Raw genomic sequence first — 23,671 nt, 5'->3', positions numbered from 1 at the left:
TAAAGTGCAATACCAAGAAAGATCCAAACTTGCAGGTCAGATGGGCTTTACTTACGCTTGATCAAGGCGGTGACGACCTCGTCCAAGACCTGTTCCACGACCCGGCTGCCCACCGGCACCAGCGCGGGCTCGTAGGTCCAGGCGTGGCCCACCCAGGGGTCGGCGAAGTGCTCGTCGGGGACCGGGGTGAGGCGCATCAGCGAGCGCCACAGCGGGTTGAGCAGGGGGCCGTAGGCGGCGGCGTCCGCGCGGTCCGCCACCAGCAGGAGGTGCACGCCGACCGCCGGTCCCTCGTCCGCGAGGTAGCGCAGCCGTGTGATGGCCCGGTCGTCGAAGCCGTGCGGGAAGTCGTTGACGACCAGCAGCTGCCGCGCGGTGTCCACACCGTCCGGCAGCGACCCGGCCGCGCCGCCCCGCACCGCCATCTGCACCAGGTCGACCCGCCGGGTGAGCCGTTCCAGCATCTCCGTGACGCCCGCCGCCCCGGTCGCGGGCGGTGATGCGAGGACTCCGGCGCCGGTCAGCGGCCGCAGCGCGCGGGTCCCCGCGCCGGCCGGGTCGATGACCCGCACGGCGAACTCCCCCGCCGGATGCACGGCGAGCAGCCGGGCCGCGAGCGCCACCGCCGTCTCCATGGCCGCCTGCCGCAGCGCGGCCGGGTCCGCGAAGGATCCCTCCGGCATGGTCGTGGCACCGCTGTCGATCCACAGACCGTGCTCCAGTGGCAGTCTGACCAGAAGCGGGATGCGCAGCGGCAGGCTCTCGGGCAGATGCAGATCGCCGAGCCGAAGCGCCATCGGCGGTTCGGTGGGCGTGCGGTAGCCGTGCCAGGCGGGGCTGTCCCAGCGGGCGTAGGCGGGCGGCAGCGCCGGTTCGACCACCTCGGACTCCGCCGTGAGCTGGGCGAGGTCGCGGTCGAGAGCGGCGCGCGCCTGCTCGGCCAGTTGGTCCCGGCGGGCCCGGGCCGCCTCGCGCGCGGCCGTGTTCCCGTCGCCGAGGCGGGCGCGCGGGTCGGCGAGGGCCTGGTCGAGCTCCTTCTCCAGGCGGGTGTCGGCGAAGTCGACGGCGCTGCGGTACGCGGCAGTGGTGCGCGTCAGGTCCTCGAACATGCCCCAGACCTGGTTGTACAGCCGTTCCTCCGTCGACCAGCCCACGGCGTCGCCCGCGACCGGTGGGGCAGGCTGTCCGTCGGCGGCCGGGGATGCCGCGGGCGTGGGCGGTGCGGTGTGCCGGGGTCGGCGGGGGTGGGAGTAGTCGATCGGGCCGCCCGGAGGTACGTCCGCCGGTGCCGGGGTGTCGTAGGGGTCGCGGCCCGTGTCGTGCGCGCGCCGCGTGTCGTGGTCGTACGCGGCCGTGGGGGCGGGGTTCGTCGTCCCCTGTATGACGGCGGCGAGCGTGTCGGCCTCGGGCAGGCCCTGGTCGGCGAGGAGGGCGGCGAGGCCGTCGGCGTAGCCCTGGCCCATGGCGCGGATCTTCCAGGCGCCCTGTCTGCGGTACAGCTCCAGGGCGACCACGGCCGCCTCGGTGTCCAGGCCGGTGACGGTGTAGCGGGCGATCTCGGTGCCGTCGGGGCCGTGCACCGTGGTGAGCGGGGCGGGGACGGCGCCGAACCGGAGCGGGCCCGTGGTCCCGGTGGGCAGGGCGAGGAAGACGCCGACCCGGTGGACGGCCTCGGGCACGGCCGACAGGTCCACGGCCAGGCGGTGTTCGGCGGCGGCCTGCCGGGGGACCTCGGCGCCGGGGAGCGCGGGGGCGCCGGGGTGGGCGACCCGCTGGGGGCCCCGCACCGTGCCGTTCTCGTCTGCGAGCGTTGCCCCGGCCAGGACCGGGACCGCGCACGATATCCGGATCTCCAGCCGGACCTGGGGCAGCGGGCGGTTCTGTCCCCGCACCAGTTCGGCCGTCATCCCCGTCGCCCCCGTGCTGTCGTGAAGCCCCGCCCACCGGATCCGCGGCTACAGGTGCGGCAGGATCGCCGGCATCAGGTCCTGGAAGGTGCGCCCGTTGGCGGCGCTACCGAGGGCGGTCATCGTCCAGCCCGGGCCCGCGCGGTGCACCTTGGCCATGATCTGGGCGGTGTACTCGCCGCCGCCGGCCAGCGTGTAGCGGGCGAGTTCCTGGCCGTTGGACTCGTCCACCAGGCGGCAGAACGCGTTCTCCACCTCTTGGAAGGTCTGGCCCGTGAAGGAGTTCACGGTGAAGACGATCTGGTCGATGTGGACCGGGACGCGCTGGAGGTCCACGAGGATCGCCTCGTCGTCGCCGCCCTGGCCGACGCCGCCGACCAGGTTGTCGCCGGTGTGGCGCACCGATCCGTCGTCGCTCACCAGGTGCCGGAAGAAGACGACGTCGACCGGCTGCTTCTCGGCGAAGAGCACCGCGGAGGCGTCCAGGTCGATCTCCTTGGTGCGCGAGCCGAACAGACCGCGGCGCTTGGCCGCCTGCCAGCCCAGCCCCATACGGACCGCGGTGAGGGTGCCCCCGTCGTTCTTCTCCAGGCTGATGGCCTGACCCTTGCTCAAGTTGACGGACACGGCTGAATCCCCTCTCGGAAGTCCCCTGTGCCGCAGGCCGCGCGGCTGGTCAGAACCCTACGCAGGGGCACGGACACCGCCGCACCCCGGTCCGCGCTTTGTGTCGGTGTTGCAACACTCGGCGCGTATGCCGAGGTCCGGCGGTGTCGCGCGGATCAGGCGATGCCCGCCTCCCGCATCTGGCGCAGCTCCTTCTTCATCTCCGAGACCTCGTCGCGCAGCCGGGCCGCGATCTCGAACTGGAGCTCCGCGGCGGCGGCGCGCATGCGCTCGGTCATCTCCTCGATCTGTTCGGCGAGTTCGGCCGCCGGACGGTCCGTGGGTACCGTGGCCGCGGCCTTGCCCTTCGCGCCCTTGACTGCCTTGCCGCCCTTGACCGCCTTGTCGCTCAGCGCGGGCACGGGGGCCTTGGCGCCCTTGCCGTCCTTCGACTTGCGGTAGCCGCTGCCGAGGAGCTGCTCGGTGTCGACCTCCTCGCGGGCGATCTGCGCGACGATGTCGTTGATCTTCTTGCGCAGCGGCTGCGGGTCGATGCCCTTTGCCTTGTTGTAGGCGATCTGCTTCTCGCGGCGGCGATTGGTCTCGTCGATGGCCCGCTCCATCGCCGGGGTGATCTTGTCGGCGTACATATGGACCTGGCCGGAGACATTGCGCGCCGCGCGGCCGATGGTCTGGATCAGCGAGGTGCCGGAGCGCAGGAAGCCCTCCTTGTCGGCGTCGAGGATCGCCACCAGGGAGACCTCGGGCAGGTCGAGACCCTCACGCAGCAGGTTGATGCCGACCAGGACGTCGTACTCACCGGCGCGCAGTTCGCGCAGCAGTTCCACGCGGCGCAGGGTGTCGACGTCGCTGTGCAGATAGCGCACCTGGATGCCCAGTTCCAGGAAGTAGTCGGTGAGGTCCTCGGCCATCTTCTTGGTGAGCGTGGTGACCAGGACGCGCTCGTCCTTGTCGGTGCGCTTGCGGATCTCGTGCACCAGGTCGTCGATCTGGCCCTCGGTGGGCTTGACCACGACCTCGGGGTCGACCAGGCCGGTCGGGCGGATGATCTGCTCGACGACGCCGTCGGAGCGCGACAGCTCGTAGTTTCCCGGGGTCGCGGACAGGTAGACGGTCTGCCCGATGCGCTCCTGGAACTCCTCCCACTTCAGGGGCCGGTTGTCCAGGGCGGAGGGCAGGCGGAAGCCGTGCTCCACGAGGGTGCGCTTGCGGGAGGCGTCGCCCTCGTACATCGCGCCGATCTGCGGGACGGTGACGTGCGACTCGTCGATGACGAGCAGGAAGTCGTCCGGGAAGTAGTCGAGCAGGGTGTTGGGCGGGGAGCCGGGCAGGCGGCCGTCGAAGTGCATCGAGTAGTTCTCCACGCCGGAGCAGGTGCCGATCTGGCGGAGCATCTCGATGTCGTAGGTGGTGCGCATCCGCAGGCGCTGGGCCTCCAGGAGCTTGCCCTGCTTCTCCAGCTCGGCCAGGCGCTCGCCCAGCTCCTTCTCGATGTCGTTGACGGCCCGCTCCATGCGCTCGGGGCCGGCGACATAGTGGGAGGCCGGGAAGACGTACAGCTGCTGGTCGTCGCTGATGATCTCGCCGGTGAGCGGGTGGAGGGTGGACAACGCCTCGATCTCGTCGCCGAACATCTCGATGCGGACGGCGAGCTCCTCGTAGACCGGGAAGATCTCGATGGTGTCGCCGCGGACGCGGAAGGTGCCGCGGGTGAAGGCCAGGTCGTTGCGCGTGTACTGGATGTCGACGAAGCGGCGCAGCAGGTCGTCCCGGTCGATCTCGTCACCGACTCGGAGGGGGACCATGCGGTCCACGTATTCCTGCGGGGTGCCCAGGCCGTAGATGCAGGACACGGAGGCGACCACGACGACGTCACGGCGGGTGAGCAGCGAGTTGGTCGCCGAGTGGCGCAGCCGCTCGACCTCCTCGTTGATCGAGGAGTCCTTCTCGATGTACGTGTCCGACTGCGGGACGTACGCCTCGGGCTGGTAGTAGTCGTAGTACGAGACGAAGTATTCGACCGCGTTGTTCGGGAGGAGCTCGCGGAACTCGTTGGCCAGCTGGGCGGCCAGTGTCTTGTTCGGCGCCATCACCAGGGTGGGGCGCTGGAGCTTCTCGATCATCCACGCGGTGGTGGCGGACTTGCCGGTGCCGGTCGCGCCCAGCAGGACGACGTCCTTCTCGCCGGCCTTGACGCGCTTGGCCAGGTCGGCGATGGCCGTCGGCTGGTCGCCGCTGGGCTGGTAGGGACTGACGACCTCGATGGGCGCCACCGTGCGTTCGATGTGGGAAACGGGCCGCATGCCATCAACCGTACGACCCCCCACTGACAACGGGTCCCGGTCAGCGGTCCTGCGGGGTGCGGGCGCCCTGCCGTACGGGCCCGCGGTCAGAGTGTCGGTGCTGGTGGGGGGCGGGTCGGGGGCCGGTGGGGGCGGCGGCCGGGACGCCCGGGGCGGTCAGGGCGACCGCCCGGTCGGGGTGGCGCAGGACGAGCATCGGGTCGAGGATGACGGCGACCCCGGCGAGGACCAGGAGGACGAGGGGGCCGAGCAGCATCGGTACGAGCGCGGACGCGTCCGGCGTGTCGGCCGTCGTCTCGGCGGTGCCGTCGAGGCGGACGGTGAGGGCGGCCATCGCCATGTAGTGCATGCCGCTGACGGCGACGCCCATCAGGAGGCTCGCCCCTACGCTCGGCAGCAGGCTCCGGGCGCGTCCGGCGGCCCACAGGGCGGCGGTGGCGGCGGCGACCGCGATGGCGACGGAGGCGACGACCCTTGGGGTGCTGTAGGCGAAGCTTCCGTGGAAGCGCATCCCGGCCATGCCGAGGTAGTGCATCGAGGCGAGGCCCAGTCCGGTGACGGTGCCGCCGGTGAAGAGCGGTGCCCCGGTGGCGCCCCGGTAGCCGACGATGAAGACTCCTATGCCGACCATGACGACGGCGAGTCCGAGGCTCGCGTAGGTCACCGGCTCGTCGTAGTGGACCGGTGCCTGCTCGATGCTGAAGCCCATCATGGCGATGAAGTGCATGGTCCAGGTGCCGCAGCCGAGCGCGGCGGCGCCGAGGGCCAGCCAGGCGGGCCGCCATGAGTGGGTGACCAGCAGGGACCGGGTGATGCAGCGCAGCCCGAGGGCGCCACCGAGGCAGGCCATCAGAAAGGCCACCAACGGGGTGACGGCCCCGTAGCCGAAACCGTCGACCGTGCCCTGCATCCGCGGCTGCCCTTCGCCCTCGTATGTCCCGGAAACCCTGAAGATCCGCGCCGTACCAGGATCACGTGAGCGGCCGGGGGTGTCGCAGAGAGTATGACTGCCACCGGAATGGTCGAACGACTTTCCGACAAAGAAACACGGCCCTGCCCCAGTTGTGGCGCACCGGTGAGCACCCGGAGGCGTCTTACCGCGATATGTGGCCTTCGGTGCGGTCGCGTACCGTTGGCGCTCTGCTGTCACTCTGGTGCTGTCGGTCGCCGGTCCGGCGTCGGTGGGTTTTCGTTCGACGCGAGGAGTAAGCATGCGCGCGCGCCTGGTCGCCGCTCTGGCCGCCGTGGTCCTGACCGTGCTGTCCGCGGTGGCCCTGGTGAGTCTCACCTCCGACGCCAGGGCCGGCGTGCGGCCGCCCTTGGTGATCGCCCACCGGGGTGCCCCCGCCCACGCTCCCGAGAACACGCTGCCCTCGATCGACAAGGCGGCGCGGCTGGGCTCCACGTGGGTCGAGAACGACGTCCAGCGCACCAAGGACGGCGAGCTGGTGGTCATCCACGACGACAGCTTGAAGCGCACCACGAACGCCGAGAAGGTTTTCCCCGGCCGGGCGCCGTGGAAGGTGAAGGACTTCACCGCCGCCGAGATCGCCCGGCTGGACGCGGGCAGCTGGTTCTCCCCCGCCTTCGCGGGCACTCGCGTGCCGACCCTGGAGCAGTACATGCGCCGGGTGGAGCACAACCACGAGAGCCTGCTCCTGGAGGTCAAGAACCCGGAGCTGTATCCGGGTATCGAACAGCAGATCCTGAAGGTCCTCGGCAACGAGGGCTGGCTGGACCGCGGCCATCTGAAGCGGCTTGTCGTGCAGAGCTTCAGCGCGGACAGCGTACGGACCGTCCATGAGCTGAAGCCCGCGCTGACCACGGCTTATCTCGGGGCGCCCCCGGTCTCGCGGCTGAAGGACTACGCGCGTTTCGCCGACCTGATCAACCCGTCGTACGGATCGCTCACCAAGTCGTACGTGTCGGCGGTGCACGGGGTGCGCGGGCCGCACGGCCGGCCGCTCGGGGTGGACGCCTGGACGGTGGACGACAAGGCCACCGCCCGCGAGGTCGCCGGGTACGGCGTCGACGGGATCATCAGCAGCAAGGCGGACGTGGTGCGGGCGGCCCTCGACACGAAGTGAGCCGGGCCCCCGCCGCGGCGAGTGGGCGGGCCTGCTGGGGGCGGGCGGCGCCGGACCGGCGGGCGTTGTCAGTGGTGGGTCGTACCGTGGGCGCATGGACAGCCATGGGCAGGACGAGCAGCGGGTGGTGTGGGCCCTCGTCGAGACCGACATCGGCCCGCTGATGCTGGCGGCGACCAGGAACGGACTGGTCAACGTGGTCTTCCACGCCACCGACGCGGTGCGCGAGCGGACGCTGGAGCGGCTGGCGGCCCGGTTCGGCAGCCCGCCCGTGGCGGATCCGCGGGCGCCGGTGCTGGTCGAGGCGATACGCCAGCTGCGGGCGTATTTCGCGGGTGAGCGGCAGGACTTCGAGCTGCCGCTGGACTGGTCGCTGATCTCCGGGTTCAACCGGCAGGTGCTGCGGGAGCTGGCGTCCGGGGTGCCGTACGGCAGCGTGGTGGGGTACGGCGATCTCGCGGGCCGGGTCGGGCAGCCCGGCGCGGCGCAGGCGGTCGGTGTGGCGATGGGCGCCAATCCGCTGCCGGTGGTCGTGCCGTGCCACCGGGTGGTCGAGAGCGACGGCGGGATCGGGGGTTTCGGGGGCGGACTGGAGACCAAGCGACAGTTGCTCGCCCTGGAGGGTGTGCTTCCCCAGCCGCTGTTCTGACCGGCCGCCCGCCGTATCCGGCCAGGGCCGGTCGCCGTTCGGCCAGGTACGGACGCTTCGCGTGCGGCACCGGGCCCCTGGGCGTTTAGCCGTGGCCGGTGCCCGCCAGGGATACCGGCAGGGACCGGCGGACAGGAGGCGGGCACATGGTGCTGGTGGTGTCGGAAGAGGTCCGGGAGGCGATCCAGGCGCGGCGGCCGGTGGTGGCCCTGGAGTCCACGATCATCGCCCATGGTCTGCCCCGCCCGCGCAATCTGCGGGTTGCCCTGGAGCTGGAGGAGGCGGTGCGCGGCGAGGGCGCGGTGCCGGCGACCGTCGCCGTGCTCGACGGTCGCCCGCTGATCGGCCTGGACAAGGCGCAGTTGGAGCGGGTCGCCAATGACGACGCCATCCGCAAGCTGGGCCATCGCGACCTGCCGTTCGCGGTGGCGGCGCGTGCGAGCGGGGCGACGACGGTGTCGGCGACCGCGCGGCTGGCCGCGCTGGCGGGCATCCGGGTCTTCGCCACCGGCGGGCTGGGCGGGGTGCACCGGGAGTGGACGGCGACCCAGGACGAGTCGGCCGACCTGGGGCTGCTGGCGCGGACCGGGATCACGGTGGTGTGCGCGGGCGTGAAGTCGATCCTGGACGTGCCCGCGACCCTCCAGCGACTGGAGACGCTGGGCGTGGCCGTCGCCGGGTACGGCACGGACCGGTTCCCTGGCTTCTACCTCTCCGACTCGGGACATCCGGTCGACTGGACGCTGAACGCCCCCGAGGAGGTGGCGGAGGTGATGCGTGCCCAGGACGCGCTGGGCGCGGCGGAGTCGGCGCTGATCGTCGCCAATCCGGTGCCGGAGGCGGAGCAGCTCGACCCCGAGCTGCACGCGCGCGTGCTCGACGAGGCGCTCGTCGCCTGTGCGGAGCAGGGCGTCACCGGTCAGGCGGTGACGCCGTTCCTCCTCGACCACCTGGTGCGGCACACGGACGGCGCGTCGCTGCGTGCCAACCTGGCGGCGGTGCGCGGCAATGTGCGGCTGGGGGCGCGGATCGCCACGGCGTGGGCGCGGGGGTGACCGGGGGCCGTACGGGGGCGCTGCTGGTCGTCGGGGACGTCGTCACCGATGTGGTCGCCCGGCACCGGGGGCCGCTCGCGACCGGCACGGACACGGCCGCCGCGATCCGGACGCTGCCGGGCGGCGCGGGCGCCAACGTGGCCTGTTGGGCGGCCCATTCGGGGTGTGCGGACGTACGGCTGCTCGGCCGGGTCGGCGCGGACGCCGCCGACTGGCACGAGCGGGAGCTGGTCGCGGCCGGGGTACGGCCGCTGCTGGTGACCGACCCGCAGGCGGCGACGGGGACGGTGGTGTGCCTGGTCGACGCGGGCGCGGCGGCCGAACGTACGTTCCTCACGGACAGCGGGGCGTCGTTGCGGCTGGAGCCCGCGGACTGGTCGGACGCCTTGCTCGACGGGGTCACCTGGCTGCATCTGTCGGGTTATCTGCTCTTCACTGAGTCGAGTCGGGCGCTCGCGGGGACCGCTCTCGATGCCGCTCGGGCGCGGGGTGTGCCGGTCAGCATGGATCCGGCGTCGGCCGGTTTTCTGGTGAAGCTGGGAGTCGACCGGTTCCTCGCCTTCGCCGAGGGGCTGGACGTGCTGCTGCCCAGCCGGGACGAGGCGTGTCTGCTGACAGGGGCCGTCGAACCGGCCGACGCGGCGGCCGAGTTGAGCCGTGCCGTCCCGCTGGTGGTGGTCAAGGCGGGGGCGGAGGGGGCGCTGGTGGCCCGTTCCGGGAGTGCGCCGGTGCGAGTTCCCGCCGTACCGGCGAGCGCGCGGGACACCACGGGTGCCGGTGACGCCTTCACCGGCGCCTTCCTCGCCGCCCTCCTCGCGGGCGCGGAGCCACGGGAGGCGGCGGCGCGGGGGTGCCGGGCGGGCGCGAGGGCGGTGGGCCGGATCGGTGGCAGACCGCCGTACCGGGGCGAGGTGGCCGAGGAGGGCGTGGCGCGGGGCGGATGAGGAGCGTCGGGCGGGACGACCGAGAGGGCCGTGGGACGAGGGGTTCGAGACGGCGTCGGTCGAGGCGGGCGCGGGTACGTCCGCCGCTTCACGAGGGCGGGTAGGTCGCCGCGCGGGAGGTGTTGTGCCTCACAGCGGGGAGGTATGCCTTGCGGCCGGCCGGGGGGTTATGCCTTGCGGCCCCACGCCGAGATCATCGGTGCCGTGGTCAGGTCCATGTCGCCGGACTCGACGTTGGCGAGGTGCTGGTCGATCTCCTCGTCGGTGGCCAGGCCCGCGTCGAGCAGGCGGCCGCGGATCTGGCGGACCGTCGCGGCTTCCAGTGCGGTGCAGGCGGGCGAGGTCATGGGGAAGAAGCCGTCGGCCTCGACCTCGTGCAGTCCGGCCTCGCGGAGCAGGCGGGGCAGTCGGCGGCCGTAGGAGAGGTCGGCGCCGTGTTCGGCGAGCAGGCTGCGGAAGCCCTGCCGGAGCCGGTTGGCGAGCCGCTGTTCGGGGCCGTACTCGTCGGGGCAGGTCAGCGACTGGAGGGCGGGGTCGGCGTCCTCGATCAGGAGTCGGCCGCCGGGCTTCAGCGCCTTGATCATGGAGGTCAACGCGCGTTCCCGGTCCGGGACATGGACCAGGACGAGCCGGGCGTGGACCAGGTCGAAGCCCTCTCCCGGCGGTTCCTCGGCGCCCACGTCGTGGGTGCGGATCCGCACCGGCGGGTGGTCCACGGGAGCCAGCCGCGAGGTGTCGATGTCGGTGGCGACGACCGTGCCGTCCGGCCCCACCTTCCGCGCGAGCCAGGACACCACGGAGGTGCCGCCGGCCCCGACCTCCCAGCAGCGCCAGCCCGGCTCGATACCGAGGGCCTCGATGTGCCGGAACGTCGTGGGGTCGAACAGGGTGGCGAACGCGCCGAAGCGCTCCCCCGCCTCGCGCTGCTGGTTGTCCAGGAGATACCCGCCGGATGCTGTCATACCGCGCATCATCCCAGGTGGCGGGCGGGTGCGGGCGGTCTGCTCCTGTGGGGCGGGGATCGATTTCTTGACGGCGGGCGGCCGGCTCCCCGGGAGGGGGCGGGGGTTTTCCACAGGCAGGAACAAAGCGGAACGTCGTGTTCCCACAGGCTTGCCCGCTCTTTGCTCAGGACTGGCACACTTTCGGGCCAGGGCGCGAAAGCGTTGCACGGGGAGATCCACGCGAGGAGATGCAGATGTCCATGGCAGGGAATCTGCGGAAGGTCACGAAGCTGGGCACGGCCGGCGGCCTGCGCAAGGTCGCACAGCTGGCCCGGCGGCGGCCGCGCGTGGACCTGAGCCATCCCGCCCGCTCGCCCCTGGGCTCCTCCGTGGTCAACTGCGTGACGTACCAGGACGGCATACGGGTACCGCAGTGCACCGACCTGCTGGAATCGGTGCGGATGGTCCGCAAGACCGGCGAGGGCTTCGTCTGGCTGGGGTTGCACGAGCCGACGGACCGCGAGTTCGCGGGCGTCGCCGAGCTGTTCGATCTGCACCCGCTCGCGGTGGAGGACGCGGTCGAGGCCCATCAGCGGCCGAAACTGGAGCACTACGGCAACACCTTGTTCGCGGTGTTCAAGACCGTCTGCTACGTCGAGCACGAACGGCTGACAGCGACCAGCGAGGTGGTGAACACCGGCGAGATCATGGCCTTCGTCGGCGAGGACTTCGTCATCACGGTGCGGCACGGCCGGCACGGCTCGCTGGGGCCGCTGCGCGAGGAGCTGGAGTCGCACCCGCACCAGCTCTCCAAGGGCCCGGCGGCGGTGCTGCACGCGCTGGCTGACCATGTGGTGGACGGCTATCTCAGTGTGACGGACGCGGTGCAGGCCGATATCGACCAGGTGGAGACGGAGGTGTTCTCGGAAGGAGGTGCGCGGCTCGACCCGGGGCGCATCTACCAGATGAAGCGTGAACTGCTGGAGCTGAAGCGGGCGGTGATGCCGCTGGCCCGCCCCGTGGAGGATCTGGCCACCCGGCCCCTGCGGGTCGTCGCCCCCGACATACAGGCGTACTTCCGGGATGTGCTGGACCATCTGACCCGGGCCAAGGAGCAGATAGCCGCCTTCGACGAACTGCTCAACTCCATTCTCCAAGCGCACCTGGCACAGGTGACGGTCGCGCAGAACGAGGACATGCGGAAGATCACGGCATGGGCGGCCGTGATCGCCGTACCGACCATGGTGTGCGGGGTGTACGGCATGAACTTCGACCACATGCCGGAGCTGCACTGGCGGTTCGGCTATCCGCTGGCCATGGCGGTGATGGCGGCGGCCTGCCTGGCGCTGTACCGGGGCTTCCGCCGCAACGGCTGGCTCTGAGCCGCGACGGCCGGCCCCGACCGGCGGGGCCCGCGGGGCGACGGGCGGGTGCCGATGGTCCGGTACGCGCGGCGGGGAGGGCTCGGTGCGGTGCCGTCGGAGGGCCGTCGGGGTCAGCCGCGCCAGGCGGGGTGGCGTGGGTCGTCGGCGCGGACGAGGACATCCGCCGTGGCGGCCGGGTCGGTCTCGGAGTCGTAGCGCTCGAAGGCGGGGAGCGTCCAGTGGTCGGCTTCGGGAGTACGGCGGCGCAGGGCCGCCGGGGACAGGAGGACGTGGACGGTCAGGTCGAACGGGAACCAGTGGCGCAGCAGAAGGGGGCCGTGGAGCAACAGGACGCCGCCGGGCGGGAGTTGGACGTACGGGCTGCGGGTGGCGCGGTCGGTGGCCGGGTCCCACAGGTCGGGCAGGACGCGGCCGCTGCCGCCGGGGTCGAGCGGGCCGAACACCTCTCGCCACAGAGCGCCGGTGTCCAGCCAGCCGCCGTAGTACGACTCCGCGTCGCGCCGTCCGTGCTCCAGGCGCAGTGAAGCGGGGCGCAGAAAGCCCTCTGCCCCGACGACCAGCGAGGGCCGGCCGCGCACGCGGAGCGCCTCGCCGACCCGCTCGGCCAGGTCCCCGGGACGGGCGGCCGGGGCCCCGTCGAGGGCGACGCGCAGCCACGCGCCACCGTCGGCCGGTTCCATTCCGGCCAGCCGGTCGGCGAGCAGTTCGGCGAGCCGGTCCCAGGTGATCGCTTCGAGTCGCACAGGGCCATGATGCCGGGTGCGGTCGGGGGCGGGGGCGAGGGGAGGAGGGCGCCCCTATTGCCTTTCATTGAGGGGAATCGGAGTGCGGTGGGTCGGCGAGCTGGGCGCAGACGCGGGGTGGCCGACCTGCTGTGGGATGACGTGAAGTGCTTCATCGACCCGGACTGGATGGGGTCGTTGTCGGACATGCGTCTCCCGAATACCTCGGTGGAGGGACTGGCAGGCGGTTCTGATCTTGTCGTGGAGAAGGGGGCAAGTCGGTGCCGATGGGGCCGGAAGGCGACAACGGCCATCCGGTGCTCGGCTTCGGCATAGAGGCCGATCGAGGCGTTCTCTTCGCAGACCCGCAGGTCAGGCGAGTGCGGCCGACGGCTGGGGTTCGCAGAGGGTTCCGTCGCGGGGCGTGGCGAGGAGGACAGCGGCTCAGCGCCTCGCGAGGCAGAGCAGGGCTTGGGCGTGACTCTTTTCCTGGGCGATCTTCTTGTCGTCGCAGGCCCGCGATGACGGGTCTCCCAGGGCCGCGAAGGCAGTGAGGAAGGAGGCTCGTTCGAGCTGCTTGTTTCCCCTTCTGGAGGGCTGTTCGCCTCGGATCGATGAGCCCGAGCTGCGAGGGGGTCGGGGAAACCCGAACGGGAGGCAGCACCCGCTGCGGGGAAGAACCCCACCATGGGAATCCCCTCAACTCCCCACCCCACTCACGGCCTTGTCGTCATCCAGCCCCTCAAGCACCAGCGCTGCTCCGCCTGCCGGCGCGGTCCGCTGTCCCTGTTGGTCATGGAGAACGGCGCCCCTCGATGCCTGAGCTGCGTCGATCTCGGCCATCTGGTCCTTCTTCCGCGTGGTGACACGGCGCTGACCCGCAGGTCGCGGGAGGAGAGCGCGTTGTCGGCGGTGGTGGTGCGGTTCAACCGGCGCAAGGGGCGGTACGAGCGGCAGGGTGTGCTCGTGGAGGAGGCGGCGCTGGCCCGTGCGGAGGAGCGGTGTCTGGCGGATGCGGAGGCTCGGCGTCGGCGGCGGGCGCGGGACGCGCGGCGCAGGGGGGTGGCGGACGAGCGGTTCGCGGCGGCGTTCGCGGCGGAGATCCTCCGGCTGTTCCCGGGCTGCCCGGCGGAGCGGGCGCGGGCGATCGCGGCGCATGCCTCGGTGCGGGGCAGCGGGCGGGTGGGGCGCAGTGCGGCGGGGCGGGCGCTGTCCGAGGGCGCGGTGATCTCGGCGGTGGTGGCGGGCGTACGGCATGTGGACACGCCGTACGACCAGCTGCTGATGAGCGGGGTACCGCGGAACGAGGCCCGGCGTCGGATCGCCCCTGCCGTGGAGGGTGTGCTGCGGGCGTGGCAGGAGGCCGGGGAAGAGGCCGAGGAAGAGGCCGAGGAAGAGGCCGAGGGCTCGGGGCCGGACGCCCCCGGCTACGGACGGTGAGCCCCCCGCCCCGTCGCCCGCCCCCGTCGCCCGCCCCCGCCGCCCTGCGCCGCCTCCTGGGCGGACGTATCGTGGCCGGAAGAATGCCGATATGTGCCGCCCGGTGGCGCAGGGCCGGTCGGGTGGCCGGTGCGGGGTGCCCGTAGGCGAGGAAGATGATCATGGCCGATCCAAAGGGGTTCATGACCACGCCGCGTCAGGAGTGGGCGCGGCGGCCCGTCGAGGAGCGGGTGCGGGACTGGGACGAGGTGTATGTGCCGGGGGCGCTGCTGCCGATCATCAGCAAGCAGGCGGACCGGTGCATGGACTGCGGGGTGCCGTTCTGCCATGAGGCCTGTCCGCTGGGCAATCTCATCCCCGAGTGGAACGATCTGGTGGCGCGGGAGGACTGGCGGGCGGCGAGCGACCGGTTGCACGCGACGAACAACTTCCCTGAGTTCACCGGGCGGTTGTGTCCGGCGCCCTGTGAGGCGGGGTGTGTGCTGGCGATCAATCAGCCGGCGGTCACCATCAAGAACGTCGAGTGCGCGATCGCCGACCGGGCCTGGGAGGAGGGGTTCGTGCCGGCGCGGCCTCCGGAGCGGTTGTCGGGGAAGACGGTCGCGGTGATCGGCTCGGGGCCGACGGGTCTCGCGGCCGCGCAGCAGCTGACGCGGGCCGGGCACACGGTGGCGGTGTACGAGAAGGACGACCGGATCGGCGGGCTGATGCGGTACGGGATCCCCTCGTTCAAGATGGAGAAGCGGCATCTGGAGCGGCGGCTGGGGCAGATGCGGGCCGAGGGGACGAGGTTCCGTACCTCGATGTCGGTGGGGCGGGATGTCGACGCGGCGGAGTTGCGGACGCGGTTCGACGCGGTGGTGCTCGCCACGGGTGCCACGGCGTGGCGGGAGCTTCCGGTGCCGGGCCGGGAGTTGGAGGGGATACATCAGGCGATGCGGTATCTGCCGCTCTCCAACCGGGTGGGTGAGGGGGATCTGGCGGTTTCGCCGTTGTCGGCGGCGGGCCGGCATGTGGTGATCGTGGGTGGTGGGGACACGGGGGCGGACTGTCTGGGGACGGCGGTGCGGGAGGGTGCCGCGTCGGTGACCCAGCTGGACATCTACGCGCAACCGGAGGCGGCACGCGACGAGTACGCGGAGCCGTGGCCGACGTATCCGAAGATCTACCGGCTGTCGCCCGCGCACGAGGAGGCGGGTGAGTTGCGGACAGCGCCGGCGGCGGACGCGGACGCGCGGTTGTTCGCGGCGTCGACGCTGCGTTTCTCGGGGGACGAGGGCGGGCATGTGCGGGCGCTCGAACTGGTGGAGGTGGACGAGCGGCGGCAGCCGGTGCCGGGGAGCGAGCGGACGATCCCGGCCGACATGGTGCTGCTCGCGTTGGGGTTCTCGGGGCCGGACCGGGAGGACGGGCTGGTCGAGCAGCTGGGGCTGGTGCTCGACGCGCGGGGCATGATCGCCCGGGACATCGGTTTCGCGACCAACGTTCCGGGGGTGTTCGCGGCCGGGGACGCGGCGCGCGGGCAGTCGTTGATCGTCTGGGCGATCGCGGAGGGGCGGGCGGTGGCGGCGGCCGTCGACCGTTATCTGACGGGCAGTTCGCAGCTGCCCGCGCCGATCTCACCCGAGGACAAGCCGATGCGGGTGTGAGCGGGCCGACGCGGGGGCGAACGGGGGGGCGGGCGGACACGTCCGTGGACGTGCGCCGCCCCCACCACGCTCACCAGGGCTTACGACCTACCGCTTGCGGGCCACCGCACCGTACCCGGGGATCACCCCGTCGTCCTGACCCGGCACCGGCTCGCCGAGTTCCGGATGCCACTTGTGGACGATCTCGACGCCGGGATCGACGAGTTCGAGGCCGTCGAAGAAGCGGGTGAACTCCTCGCGGGAGCGCAGGGCGATGGTGATGCCGGCGCCCTTGAGCTTGTCGGTGGCGGTGACGGACTCGTCGGGGGTGAAGTCCGAGGTCGCGTGGGTCATCACCAGGTAGCTGCCGGACGGCAGTTCGGACAACAGGCGGCCGACGAGGTCGTGGGCGCCGTCCGCGTCCGTGATGAAGTGCAGCAGGGCGATCATGGAGAGGGCGACCGGCTGCTCCAGATCGAGGACCTCGCGGGCACCGGCGATGATCGCGTCCGGGTCGCGCACATCGGCCTGGAGGTATTCGGTGGCGCCCTGCGGGGTGCTGCGCAGCAGGGCGGCCGCGTGGGCGAGGACGATCGGGTCGTTGTCGCAGTAGACGACCCGGGCGTCGGGCGCGACCTCCTGGGCGACCTGGTGCAGGTTCGGCTCGGTCGGTATGCCGGTGCCGATGTCCAGGAACTGCCGTACGCCCTGGTGGGCCAGCCACCTCGTGGCGCGGTGCATGAAGGCGCGGTTGACCCGGGCCATGACCGGGATGCGGGGTTCGAGCGCCAGCATCTGGCGGCCCATCTCCTCGTCCACGGGATAGTTGTCCTTGCCGCCGAGATACCAGTCGTACATCCGTGCGGGATGGGGTTTGCTGGTGTCGATCTCTACGGCCGTCGGGTCCTGCCCGCTCATGCGGAACTCCGTACACGTCTGTGGTGATGGTTAGTCAAGTCTGTTTTAAAAACGAGAAGTCGAGCAAGTAGCAACACAAGCGACACGTGTCAGGAGAGCAGGAAGTCGGCCTCCCCCGCCTTGGCTCCTTCTATGAAGGCGGTCATCTCGTCCGTGGTGTAGATCAGGGCCGGTCCGTCGGGGTCGGTGGACTGGCGTACGGCGATACGGCCGTCGGCCAGTTTCATCGCCTCCAGGCAGTTGCCGCCGTTGCCGCCGCTCCAGGGCTTGTGCCAGCCCTCACTGCCCAGCTCCCGTGCGGGCATGCCGTTGTAGACGCGGGCGCGCGGCTTGATGTGTTTCATTCACAGCTCCTTGCAGAGATCCCGGAGGATCTCTTTCGTGCGTTGTGCCGTGGCGGCCTGCGCCGCCATGCGGTCCATGACCTCGAGGTGGGTCGCCACCTCCGCGCGCGCGTCGAGGTAGACGGCGCCGGTCAGGTACTCGCTGTAGACCATGTCCGGCAGTTCTGACATGGCGAATCGGAACAGCACGAAGGGCCCGTACGTCCCCGGGTGCGGGCCGTTCTCGAACGGCGCGACCTGGAGGGTCACGTTCGGCAGGCTCGCGGCCTCGATCAGTCGTTCGAGCTGGGCGCGCATCACCTCGGGGCCGCCGACGGGGCGGCGCAGGGCGGTCTCGTCCATCACGGCCCAGAACCGGGGCGCGTCGGGGCGGTGGAGGAGTTCCTGGCGCCGCATGCGCAGCGCGACATGGCGCTCGATGTCGTCCGGGCTGGTCTCGCCGATCGCCCCGGACCTGAGCACTCCGCGCGCGTAGTCCTCGGTCTGGAGTAGTCCGGGGACGAAGTGCGGCTCGTAGGAGCGGATGAGGCTCGCGGCGCCCTCCAGGCTGACGTACATGGAGAACCAGCCCGGCAGGATGTCGTGGAAACGCTGCCACCATCCGGGGCGGTTGGCCTCCTCGGCCAGCTGGACGAAGGCTTCGGCCTCCTCGTCGGGGACGCCGTACGCCTTCAGGAGCAGCTGGAGGTACGGAATCTTGAGGGCGACCTCGGCCATCTCCATGCGGCGGACGGTCGCGGGGGCGACGCGCAGCACCCGGGCGGCGTCCTCGCGCTTCAGGCCGGCGCGTTCCCGCAGGTCCAGCAAACGCCGCCCGAGGACCACCTGACCCACCGTCGGCGCGGACCGCGGTTCACTCACGCCCCCACCTCCACCAAAAGCCTTCTGCCAAAGGAACCCTGACAGCCGTGCGGCGCCGTTCGAAGACTCTCTCGGAGATCGGGTCGGACCCCCGAGGGACCCAATTGGCGCCGCTCGACGTGCTGTTGCGAGCAGTGTGCCACGGCGCCTGACCGAGTCACACTGCACTCTGCAATTTTCAGAGTGACCCTTGCCAAGTGTCCGCGGCGGGGCGATAGTGGCAGGCGTGATTCCGTCCGCGCCTTTAGGAACAGACGCCGCCGCAGACCGTTCCGGTCGCGGCGCCTCAGCGGCGGCGGCCCCTCGGGGTGTCGCCGCCGTCGAGCGCCGGTTCCGTTTCGAGCTGGCCGCGCATCCGGGTTCCGTGGCCCGGGCGCGGCGCCTGGCGCATGCCCGGCTGACCGGCTGGTCGGTGTGCGCGGACACCTGTGACAGCGCGGCTCTGGTCATATCGGAGCTGGTCACCAACGCGATCGTGCACACCGCGAGCACGCGGGTCGTGTGCGAGCTGCACGACCGCGACGACCGGGTGCGTATCTCCGTGCGGGACGAGGGCTGCGCCCCCGGCGAGCCCCACCCGTCCCCGCAGCGCCCCGACGAGGAGCACGGGAGGGGGTTGCTCCTCGTCGAGGCGCTGTGCCGGTCCTGGGGCGCGCAGGAGCAGGGTTCCGGGCTGCTGGTCTGGGCGGAGCTGGCTCGCCGGGGCGAGGTGCCGGGAGGTGCCGAGCCGCGCGACGATCTGGGCTGGGGTGCCGCCCGCCCCAAGCCGGACCGGCCGGACGGCTCGGACGGCTCCGACGGCGACCAACCGGCCGAGGGCCCCGGGATGGGTCACGGCTCGGGACACGACTCGGGTCACGGTCCGGGCTTCGGCCTGGGCCTTGGCTCGAACCTCGGTCCGGGCCTCGGTACGGATCACGACAAGGGCCACGGCCCGGACCACGGTATGGACGGTGACATGGGTACCGACCGACTCTGGGGCACTCTCGAACAGCCCGCGCACCGGGTGCCGGCGCAGCATCCTGCGCACGAGCCGTCCGGGCGGCCCCCGCTGCGGACCCCGGATCACCGGTGGCACGGGGCGCAGGAGCGGTACGGCATGCCGGACCGCCGTTCGCACCGGGCTCCCGAGCCGCGTCTGTGGGAGCGGCCGTGACCGGCGCGACGGGCCGGGGGCGGCTCGGCGCCCGGGGTTCCGGCAGGCGTCTCGACGTCCGTTCCGAGGCCGCCGGGTCCGAGCGGGCGATGGGGATGGGGATGGACACCCTGGTACGGCTGCAGCGCCGCCGCCCGGGCGTGCAGCCGCTCCACCGGCTCCAGGTGCCGGAGGGCATGACGGTGCCGCTCGGCTGTGACGCCGTGGGGGTGCCGGACCGGCTCGGGCCGCACGTCGTGTCGCGGCTGCCGCGGCTGGGGTGTGTGTACGCCGACGACGCCTACTGGTGGTGGATCGTCCCGTCGGACTCCGACTACGCCCTGCCGTGGCCGGCGCCCGCCCAGTACGCTCCGGGCGCCCTGGTCAGGGGCACCGCCCGGCTGATCCACCGGCCCGGGGGCTCGGCGCCGTACACTCCGCCGATCCCGCTCTACCTGGCGCTGTGCCGGGCGACGGGCACGACTCCTGACTGGTCGCGCACCATCACCGCGTAGACCCACCGTCACCGCGACGCAAGGCCCGCTGTCGCCGCACGGCCTCACTCGACCGCCTCACTCCCCCGCACGATCACCAGGAACGTGTCCGTCGTGAGGTCCATGACGACCTCCGCGGGCAGGCCCTCCTTGCGTCGCGCGTGCGCGAACTCCTCCGCGGGCCACGATCCACGCGGCCCGCCGGCGGGAAAGCGTTCGAGCACCGTTCGCCCGGTCACCATCGCGCACCTCCACAAAGCGTCGTCCTTTCTGGAGTCAACGCGCTGGAGGGGCCGAACGCCTCGCCCGGTGACCCGACTGAGACATGGATGACACGATTCCGGTGCAGATCATGACGATTCGGTCACCGATCGACACAAAGCGTGCCGTCCGTGTTCAGAACCGCCCGGGGCAGAACCGTCTGGGTCGAAACCGTCCGCGGGTCAGAAGTCGTACTCGTCGTGCAGACGCGGCCCCTCGCTGCCGACGGCGCGGCGGCCGAGGGCGGTCAGATCGAGGAGGGCGGCGGTGGTGCCCAGTTCGTCCAGGTCCGCGCCGTACACCGAATAGGTGTGGAAGACCCGGTCGTGTTCGCGCAGGAAGCAGCTCAGGCCCGGTCGCTCGACCGGTTCCCCGCCGTCCCGCACGGTCGCCTCGAAGTCGTCGTTGAAGTCCCCCGGGGACGAGGAGTACCAGGGCACCGTCCAGCCCATCCGCGCCTTGAACGGCAGGATGCGGGTGAACGGCGCCCGGGAGACCGCGGCGAACGAGGTGTCGCGGGCGCGCAGATGGGCGAGGTGGCCGACCTGGTCCAGGAAGGCGGCGCAGCACGGGCAGCCGGTCGTCCGGTCGGGGGCGAACATGAAATGGTGGACGACGAGTTGGGAACGGCCCCCGAAGAGGTCGAGGAGGGTGGCCTTGCCGTCGCCACCCTCGAAGAGGTAGCCGGGGTCGACCTCGACCATGGGCAGCCGTCGCCGCTCGGCGCCGAGTGCCGCGCGCTCCCGCCTGACCGACTCCTCCCGGCGCCGCAACTCCTCGCGCGCGGCACGCCATTGCTCGCGCGAGACGATCTCCGGTGACGACATGGGCCCTCCTGTCCGACGGTCGGTTCGAGGTGGTGACCGGCGGCGGACCCGGAAATCATCGCCCGGGCGGGGATTTTCTCCGGTGGGTTTACGACGGCGATGTCCGCCGAGTCGCAGGCAGCGCCCCGGCGACGATCTCCTCCGCCCTGGCGACGGCCGCGACCAGGGCGTCGGGGGTGGCCCGCAGCCGGCCCGCCACCTCGTCGAACTCCCGCAGCCCGGCCCGCTCCAGCAGCCGTTTCTCGTTGGTGATCCACTCGCCGCGAGCCGCGAGCCGCGAGGACCGCGTCGGCCGCCTGGGCAGCCGCAGTGGCAGGGCGCCCGCGGTCTCGGTCAGTCGGCCCCAGGGCGCGTGGTTGGCCTTGGCGTAGCCGAGGGTGGCGCGGGCGGTGCCACCCCAGTGCCCGGCGGCGGTACGACGCAGCGGCTCCGGGTAGCCGGCCGGGCGGGGGCTCGGGGACCGGTTCGTCGCGCTGGCCAAGGAGCGCAGTCCGGAGGGGCTGACCCTGTGGGCCTTCCAGGTCAACGGGGCCGCGCACCGTTTCTACGAACGCCACGGCTTCCTCGCCGCCGAGTCCACGGACGGCAGCGGCAACGAGGAGCGGGAGCCGGATGTGCGGTACGTCTGGCAGCCCTGAACCCCGAGGAACGGCTCACCACGGCGCGCGCCCGGTGACGGAGAGAGCGGTTCAGCGCACCGGCAGCCCGGCCGTTCGCGCCGCCGTGCCCAGTACCTCGCGCAGCATCTCCGGCGTGAGCTTGCCGGTGAAGGTGTTGCGCTGGCTGACATGGAAGCAGCCGAAGAGGTCCAGGCCGTCGAGCGCGACGCGGGTGCCGTGGCCGAAGGGCGGACGGGGGCGGGGCACCGTCCAGCCGGCCTCGGTGAACGCGGGCAGTGCCGCCTGCCAGCCGAAGGCGCCGAGGACCACCACGGCCCGCAGCGTCGGGCGCAGCAGTTTCAGCTCCTGGACCAGCCAGGGGCGGCAGGTGTCGCGCTCGCCGGGAGTCGGCTTGTTGGCGGGCGGCGCGCAGTGGACGGGTGAGGTGACCCGGAGCCCGTACAGCTCCAGGCCGTCGTCGATGTGGAGAGAGGTGGGCCGGTTGGCGAGACCGAGGTCGTACAGCGCCTGGTACAGCACATCGCCGGAGCGGTCGCCGGTGAACATGCGTCCGGTGCGGTTGCCGCCGTGCGCGGCCGGGGCCAGGCCGATGATCAGCAGCCGGGCGTCGGCGGGCCCGAAGCCGGGCACCGGGCGGCCCCAGTACGTCCAGTCCGCGAAGGCGGCGCGCTTGGTCGCCGCCACCTCCTCGCGCCACTCCACCAGCCGGGGGCAGGCCCGGCAGCCCGTGACCCGCCGGTCCAACCGGGCAAGGGGGCTGCTGTCGTCCATAGAGTCACCGTATGCCCAGGTCGCCGCCGCCCATGCCCACGGCCTGGCGCCTTTCTCCCCGTCCTGGCCTCTCCCTGCGGCCTGGCCTCTCCCCGCGCCCTGATCTCTCCATCCCGGCCTCCGCACACCGACCCGGACGCCCCCTCCTGTCTGCGCGCCGACCCGGACGGCACCCCCTTCCTGTCTGCTCCCGTCTACGCGCCGATCCGGGCGGCGCCCCCCTTTCCGTGAGCCCTCGGGCCACCCCCCGGAAAACCTGTCCAGGTCGTCCGGCCCGTGGCGTTAGGGTCGGGACATGGCTTCCGAGGATGCGGACGAGAACGTGAACCGGGACGCCGGGGGACGGCCCGGGACGGCACCCGCCCAGGACGCCGGGGACGCCGGTACCTCGGCCGGCGGCCCGGTGGACCCCGGGGCGCGGCCCACGGGGAGCGCCACGGTGAACCCCGCCGTGGACCCCGAGGTCGCCGCCGCGGTCGCCGCTGCCGAGGCCGCAAGTCCCGGTGGTGGTGAGACGGTCCGGATCGACAGCTGGATCTGGGCCGTACGTCTGATCAAGACGCGGTCCCAGGGCGCCACCGCCTGCCGTGGTGGTCATGTGCGTGTGAACGGTGAGCGGGTGAAGCCGGCCTACTCGGTGCGGGTGGGCGACGAGGTCCGGCTGCGGAACGAGGGGCGGGAGCGGATCGTGATCGTCAAGCGCCTCATCCGCAAGCGGGTCGGCGCGCCCGTGGCCGTGCAGTGCTACATCGACAACTCCCCTCCCCCGCCGCCCCGCGAGGCCGTCGCCCCCGTCGGGATCCGCGACCGGGGCGCCGGCCGGCCCACCAAGCGCGACCGCCGGGACATGGAACGTCTGCGCGGCCTCACACCGCCGGGATTCAGCAGCGACATGAACGGACCGGAGGGACGACCCCGGGGCCGGTGACGGGCAACACCGGGCGCGCCCCTCCCCCGTCCGTGACGTCCGCCATGACGTCCGCCACGGCGTCCGCGTCGCGCCCACCGCGCCCCCCTGACAGTTACCACGTCCCACTCACGTTCACCTCGTACCCCTGGCGCTTACCGGGTCACCGGGGCGTCCGCACGGCCCGTACCCATGTCCCGTCCGGCGTCAGGTACTTGTCCGCCTCCAGTCCCACCTCCGCCAGCGCCGCTTCGAACTGTTCCTTCGTCAGGGGACGAGCGCGGAAGGTCTGGGTCCAGGTGCCGTCCGGGATGATCGCACCCGTGCCCGTGCCCTCGTATCCCTCACGCGTCTTGACCGTCATGCCCGGAGAACGGCCCGTCCTCGCCCTCCCGTTCCCGTTCGATCACAGTTCACCCGTTCGAGCGATCCACCGTCGGGCGGGGACGCGCGGCGGAGAGTACGTTGCAAGAAGGAGTGGTGATCCGATGCGTACGGGCAGTGAACCGGCGACCGCGCGCAGTGCTCTGCGGGCGCGGTTGTGGCTGAGCGTGTGGGGGCTGGTCTGGGCGGTCTTCGGCACGGCGGTGTTCGCGCTCGTCGGGCGCCCCGGCTGGGCGATCGCCTGCGGAGTGCTGCTGCTGATCGTCACCGCCGACCTGGCCCTGATCGTCCGGCACCTCCGGCAGGGCCCGCACTACCAGCCGGGCCGGAACGTGCCGCCGTACCAGCCGCCGGACGACGACGGGGCCCGCTCCCCCCGGCTGTCGCGGCGCGGCCCCTCGTGCCCCCGGCCGCCGCGCCACCGGCACCCCTGACGGACGCCCCCCGCACGGCCACGG

Annotated in this window: 23 protein-coding genes and 4 pseudogenes; 12 read left to right on the top strand and 15 right to left on the bottom strand. The window is 72.1% G+C overall.

All coding sequences use genetic code 11. From position 1 onward, the window contains the following. Positions 1-47: 47 nt before the first annotated feature. The 4 genes from QHG49_RS26415 to QHG49_RS26400 all read right to left on the bottom strand — a co-directional run bounded on the left by QHG49_RS26415 (position 48) and on the right by QHG49_RS26400 (position 5,747). Positions 48-1,907, bottom strand: a complete 1,860-nt coding sequence (locus QHG49_RS26415; protein ID WP_301491576.1) for a TerD family protein — start codon at positions 1,905-1,907, stop codon at positions 48-50. 48 nt (positions 1,908-1,955) lie between these two features. Further along, positions 1,956-2,534, bottom strand: a complete 579-nt coding sequence (locus tag QHG49_RS26410) for a TerD family protein (RefSeq protein ID WP_145491529.1) — start codon at positions 2,532-2,534, stop codon at positions 1,956-1,958. A gap of 155 nt (positions 2,535-2,689) precedes the next feature. Then, positions 2,690-4,837 (bottom strand): excinuclease ABC subunit UvrB, encoded by a 2,148-nt coding sequence (gene uvrB / locus QHG49_RS26405; protein WP_145491526.1) that lies wholly within the window; start codon positions 4,835-4,837, stop codon positions 2,690-2,692. Between the two features lie 40 nt (positions 4,838-4,877). Next, entirely contained in the window at positions 4,878-5,747 is an 870-nt protein-coding gene (locus QHG49_RS26400) for an MHYT domain-containing protein (RefSeq protein ID WP_301491575.1), read from the bottom strand. A 301-nt stretch (positions 5,748-6,048) separates the two neighbouring features. On the opposite strand from QHG49_RS26400, the gene QHG49_RS26395 reads away from it, so the two are divergent. The 4 genes from QHG49_RS26395 (at position 6,049) to QHG49_RS26380 (ending at position 9,572) form a co-directional block, all read left to right on the top strand. After that, positions 6,049-6,924, top strand: a complete 876-nt coding sequence (locus QHG49_RS26395; RefSeq protein WP_301491574.1) for a glycerophosphodiester phosphodiesterase family protein — start codon at positions 6,049-6,051, stop codon at positions 6,922-6,924. Between the two features lie 94 nt (positions 6,925-7,018). After that, complete coding sequence (locus tag QHG49_RS26390; RefSeq protein ID WP_145491518.1) at positions 7,019-7,573, top strand: methylated-DNA--[protein]-cysteine S-methyltransferase; 555 nt, start codon at positions 7,019-7,021, stop codon at positions 7,571-7,573. 146 nt (positions 7,574-7,719) lie between these two features. Further along, entirely contained in the window at positions 7,720-8,628 is a 909-nt protein-coding gene (locus QHG49_RS26385) for a pseudouridine-5'-phosphate glycosidase (RefSeq protein ID WP_301491573.1), read from the top strand. Continuing rightward, positions 8,613-9,572 carry a carbohydrate kinase family protein gene (locus QHG49_RS26380; RefSeq protein ID WP_301491572.1) on the top strand — a complete coding sequence of 320 codons (960 nt, stop codon included), beginning with the start codon at positions 8,613-8,615 and terminating at the stop codon, positions 9,570-9,572. The genes QHG49_RS26385 and QHG49_RS26380 overlap by 16 nt, the downstream gene beginning before the upstream one ends. Before the next feature lie 167 nt (positions 9,573-9,739). Here QHG49_RS26380 and QHG49_RS26375 read toward each other — a convergent pair whose 3' ends face one another. Further along, on the bottom strand, positions 9,740-10,534 hold the full coding sequence (locus tag QHG49_RS26375; RefSeq protein ID WP_301491571.1) for a methyltransferase domain-containing protein: 795 nt from the start codon (positions 10,532-10,534) through the stop codon (positions 9,740-9,742). 236 nt (positions 10,535-10,770) lie between these two features. On the opposite strand from QHG49_RS26375, the gene corA reads away from it, so the two are divergent. Further along, positions 10,771-11,898: a magnesium/cobalt transporter CorA gene (gene corA, locus QHG49_RS26370; RefSeq protein WP_145491506.1), complete on the top strand. Its 1,128-nt coding sequence runs from the start codon at positions 10,771-10,773 to the stop codon at positions 11,896-11,898. 113 nt (positions 11,899-12,011) lie between these two features. Here the strand turns inward: corA and QHG49_RS26365 are convergent, their stop codons facing one another. Next, on the bottom strand, positions 12,012-12,644 hold the full coding sequence (locus QHG49_RS26365) for a uridine kinase (protein ID WP_159700388.1): 633 nt from the start codon (positions 12,642-12,644) through the stop codon (positions 12,012-12,014). 351 nt (positions 12,645-12,995) lie between these two features. Beyond that, positions 12,996-13,253: pseudogene (locus QHG49_RS26355) on the bottom strand (IS110 family transposase); the annotation flags it as partial. A gap of 57 nt (positions 13,254-13,310) precedes the next feature. Here QHG49_RS26355 and QHG49_RS26350 point away from each other — a divergent pair. Both QHG49_RS26350 and QHG49_RS26345 read left to right on the top strand, forming a co-directional pair. Further along, positions 13,311-14,063: a DUF2293 domain-containing protein gene (locus tag QHG49_RS26350; protein ID WP_301491570.1), complete on the top strand. Its 753-nt coding sequence runs from the start codon at positions 13,311-13,313 to the stop codon at positions 14,061-14,063. Positions 14,064-14,224: 161 nt separating this feature from the next. Next, the gene (locus QHG49_RS26345; RefSeq protein ID WP_301491569.1) at positions 14,225-15,712 is read left to right on the top strand and encodes a glutamate synthase subunit beta; all 1,488 of its coding nucleotides are present in this window, start codon (positions 14,225-14,227) and stop codon (positions 15,710-15,712) included. Between the two features lie 87 nt (positions 15,713-15,799). Here QHG49_RS26345 and QHG49_RS26340 read toward each other — a convergent pair whose 3' ends face one another. The 3 genes from QHG49_RS26340 to QHG49_RS26330 all read right to left on the bottom strand — a co-directional run bounded on the left by QHG49_RS26340 (position 15,800) and on the right by QHG49_RS26330 (position 17,814). Continuing rightward, a complete protein-coding gene (locus tag QHG49_RS26340) occupies positions 15,800-16,609 on the bottom strand; it encodes an SAM-dependent methyltransferase (protein WP_145491495.1) in 810 nt (269 codons plus the stop codon). An 89-nt stretch (positions 16,610-16,698) separates the two neighbouring features. Further along, the gene (locus QHG49_RS26335; protein ID WP_037653243.1) at positions 16,699-16,953 is read right to left on the bottom strand and encodes a DUF397 domain-containing protein; all 255 of its coding nucleotides are present in this window, start codon (positions 16,951-16,953) and stop codon (positions 16,699-16,701) included. After that, on the bottom strand, positions 16,954-17,814 hold the full coding sequence (locus QHG49_RS26330; RefSeq protein WP_159700397.1) for a helix-turn-helix transcriptional regulator: 861 nt from the start codon (positions 17,812-17,814) through the stop codon (positions 16,954-16,956). It abuts the gene before it with no gap. Between the two features lie 217 nt (positions 17,815-18,031). Here QHG49_RS26330 and QHG49_RS26325 point away from each other — a divergent pair. After that, positions 18,032-18,619: pseudogene (locus tag QHG49_RS26325) on the top strand (ATP-binding protein); the annotation flags it as partial. Positions 18,620-19,059: 440 nt separating this feature from the next. After that, a complete protein-coding gene (locus tag QHG49_RS26320) occupies positions 19,060-19,464 on the top strand; it encodes a hypothetical protein (RefSeq protein WP_370530587.1) in 405 nt (134 codons plus the stop codon). Positions 19,465-19,508: 44 nt separating this feature from the next. On the opposite strand, the gene QHG49_RS26315 is transcribed toward QHG49_RS26320, so the two are convergent. The 3 genes from QHG49_RS26315 to QHG49_RS26305 all read right to left on the bottom strand — a co-directional run bounded on the left by QHG49_RS26315 (position 19,509) and on the right by QHG49_RS26305 (position 21,012). Then, a complete protein-coding gene (locus tag QHG49_RS26315) occupies positions 19,509-19,685 on the bottom strand; it encodes a hypothetical protein (protein WP_167532194.1) in 177 nt (58 codons plus the stop codon). 201 nt (positions 19,686-19,886) lie between these two features. Further along, on the bottom strand, positions 19,887-20,531 hold the full coding sequence (locus QHG49_RS26310) for a DUF899 domain-containing protein (RefSeq protein ID WP_301491568.1): 645 nt from the start codon (positions 20,529-20,531) through the stop codon (positions 19,887-19,889). Positions 20,532-20,619: 88 nt separating this feature from the next. Beyond that, on the bottom strand, positions 20,620-21,012 hold the full coding sequence (locus QHG49_RS26305) for a hypothetical protein (RefSeq protein WP_370530511.1): 393 nt from the start codon (positions 21,010-21,012) through the stop codon (positions 20,620-20,622). On the opposite strand from QHG49_RS26305, the pseudogene QHG49_RS26300 reads away from it, so the two are divergent. After that, positions 20,975-21,169: pseudogene (locus QHG49_RS26300) on the top strand (histone acetyltransferase); the annotation flags it as partial. The gene QHG49_RS26305 and the pseudogene QHG49_RS26300 overlap by 38 nt on opposite strands. 51 nt (positions 21,170-21,220) lie before the next feature. Here QHG49_RS26300 and QHG49_RS26295 read toward each other — a convergent pair. After that, on the bottom strand, positions 21,221-21,922 hold the full coding sequence (locus tag QHG49_RS26295; RefSeq protein ID WP_145491484.1) for a uracil-DNA glycosylase: 702 nt from the start codon (positions 21,920-21,922) through the stop codon (positions 21,221-21,223). Positions 21,923-22,217: 295 nt separating this feature from the next. Between QHG49_RS26295 and QHG49_RS26290 the strand changes: the two genes are divergently transcribed. Beyond that, entirely contained in the window at positions 22,218-22,850 is a 633-nt protein-coding gene (locus tag QHG49_RS26290) for an RNA-binding S4 domain-containing protein (protein WP_301491567.1), read from the top strand. Between the two features lie 142 nt (positions 22,851-22,992). Here the strand turns inward: QHG49_RS26290 and QHG49_RS26285 are convergent. Next, positions 22,993-23,139: pseudogene (locus QHG49_RS26285) on the bottom strand (SAM-dependent methyltransferase); the annotation flags it as partial. A 178-nt stretch (positions 23,140-23,317) separates the two neighbouring features. On the opposite strand from QHG49_RS26285, the gene QHG49_RS26280 reads away from it, so the two are divergent. Then, a complete protein-coding gene (locus QHG49_RS26280; protein ID WP_301491566.1) occupies positions 23,318-23,647 on the top strand; it encodes a DUF6343 family protein in 330 nt (109 codons plus the stop codon). Positions 23,648-23,671 lie beyond the last annotated feature (24 nt).

The organism is Streptomyces sp. WP-1, from assembly GCF_030450125.1.
Lineage (GTDB): Bacteria > Actinomycetota > Actinomycetes > Streptomycetales > Streptomycetaceae > Streptomyces > Streptomyces incarnatus.
The sequence above is the reverse complement of the archived record's forward strand: the minus strand, read 5'-3'. Positions and strand labels throughout refer to the sequence as shown.

What these genes read in the sequence shown, in the direction of transcription:
- QHG49_RS26415 (WP_301491576.1), bottom strand. Translation starts at nt 1,907, where the DNA reads ATGACGGCCGAACTGGTGCGGGGACAGAACCGCCCGCTGCCCCAGGTC.
- uvrB (WP_145491526.1), bottom strand. Translation starts at nt 4,837, where the DNA reads ATGCGGCCCGTTTCCCACATCGAACGCACGGTGGCGCCCATCGAGGTC.
- QHG49_RS26400 (WP_301491575.1), bottom strand. Translation starts at nt 5,747, where the DNA reads ATGCAGGGCACGGTCGACGGTTTCGGCTACGGGGCCGTCACCCCGTTG.
- QHG49_RS26395 (WP_301491574.1), top strand. Translation starts at nt 6,049, where the DNA reads ATGCGCGCGCGCCTGGTCGCCGCTCTGGCCGCCGTGGTCCTGACCGTG.
- QHG49_RS26390 (WP_145491518.1), top strand. Translation starts at nt 7,019, where the DNA reads ATGGACAGCCATGGGCAGGACGAGCAGCGGGTGGTGTGGGCCCTCGTC.
- QHG49_RS26385 (WP_301491573.1), top strand. Translation starts at nt 7,720, where the DNA reads ATGGTGCTGGTGGTGTCGGAAGAGGTCCGGGAGGCGATCCAGGCGCGG.
- QHG49_RS26375 (WP_301491571.1), bottom strand. Translation starts at nt 10,534, where the DNA reads ATGACAGCATCCGGCGGGTATCTCCTGGACAACCAGCAGCGCGAGGCG.
- corA (WP_145491506.1), top strand. Translation starts at nt 10,771, where the DNA reads ATGTCCATGGCAGGGAATCTGCGGAAGGTCACGAAGCTGGGCACGGCC.
- QHG49_RS26350 (WP_301491570.1), top strand. Translation starts at nt 13,311, where the DNA reads ATGGGAATCCCCTCAACTCCCCACCCCACTCACGGCCTTGTCGTCATC.
- QHG49_RS26345 (WP_301491569.1), top strand. Translation starts at nt 14,225, where the DNA reads ATGGCCGATCCAAAGGGGTTCATGACCACGCCGCGTCAGGAGTGGGCG.
- QHG49_RS26340 (WP_145491495.1), bottom strand. Translation starts at nt 16,609, where the DNA reads ATGAGCGGGCAGGACCCGACGGCCGTAGAGATCGACACCAGCAAACCC.
- QHG49_RS26335 (WP_037653243.1), bottom strand. Translation starts at nt 16,953, where the DNA reads ATGAAACACATCAAGCCGCGCGCCCGCGTCTACAACGGCATGCCCGCA.
- QHG49_RS26320 (WP_370530587.1), top strand. Translation starts at nt 19,060, where the DNA reads ATGGGGATGGGGATGGACACCCTGGTACGGCTGCAGCGCCGCCGCCCG.
- QHG49_RS26315 (WP_167532194.1), bottom strand. Translation starts at nt 19,685, where the DNA reads ATGGTGACCGGGCGAACGGTGCTCGAACGCTTTCCCGCCGGCGGGCCG.
- QHG49_RS26310 (WP_301491568.1), bottom strand. Translation starts at nt 20,531, where the DNA reads ATGTCGTCACCGGAGATCGTCTCGCGCGAGCAATGGCGTGCCGCGCGC.
- QHG49_RS26295 (WP_145491484.1), bottom strand. Translation starts at nt 21,922, where the DNA reads ATGGACGACAGCAGCCCCCTTGCCCGGTTGGACCGGCGGGTCACGGGC.
- QHG49_RS26290 (WP_301491567.1), top strand. Translation starts at nt 22,218, where the DNA reads ATGGCTTCCGAGGATGCGGACGAGAACGTGAACCGGGACGCCGGGGGA.
- QHG49_RS26280 (WP_301491566.1), top strand. Translation starts at nt 23,318, where the DNA reads ATGCGTACGGGCAGTGAACCGGCGACCGCGCGCAGTGCTCTGCGGGCG.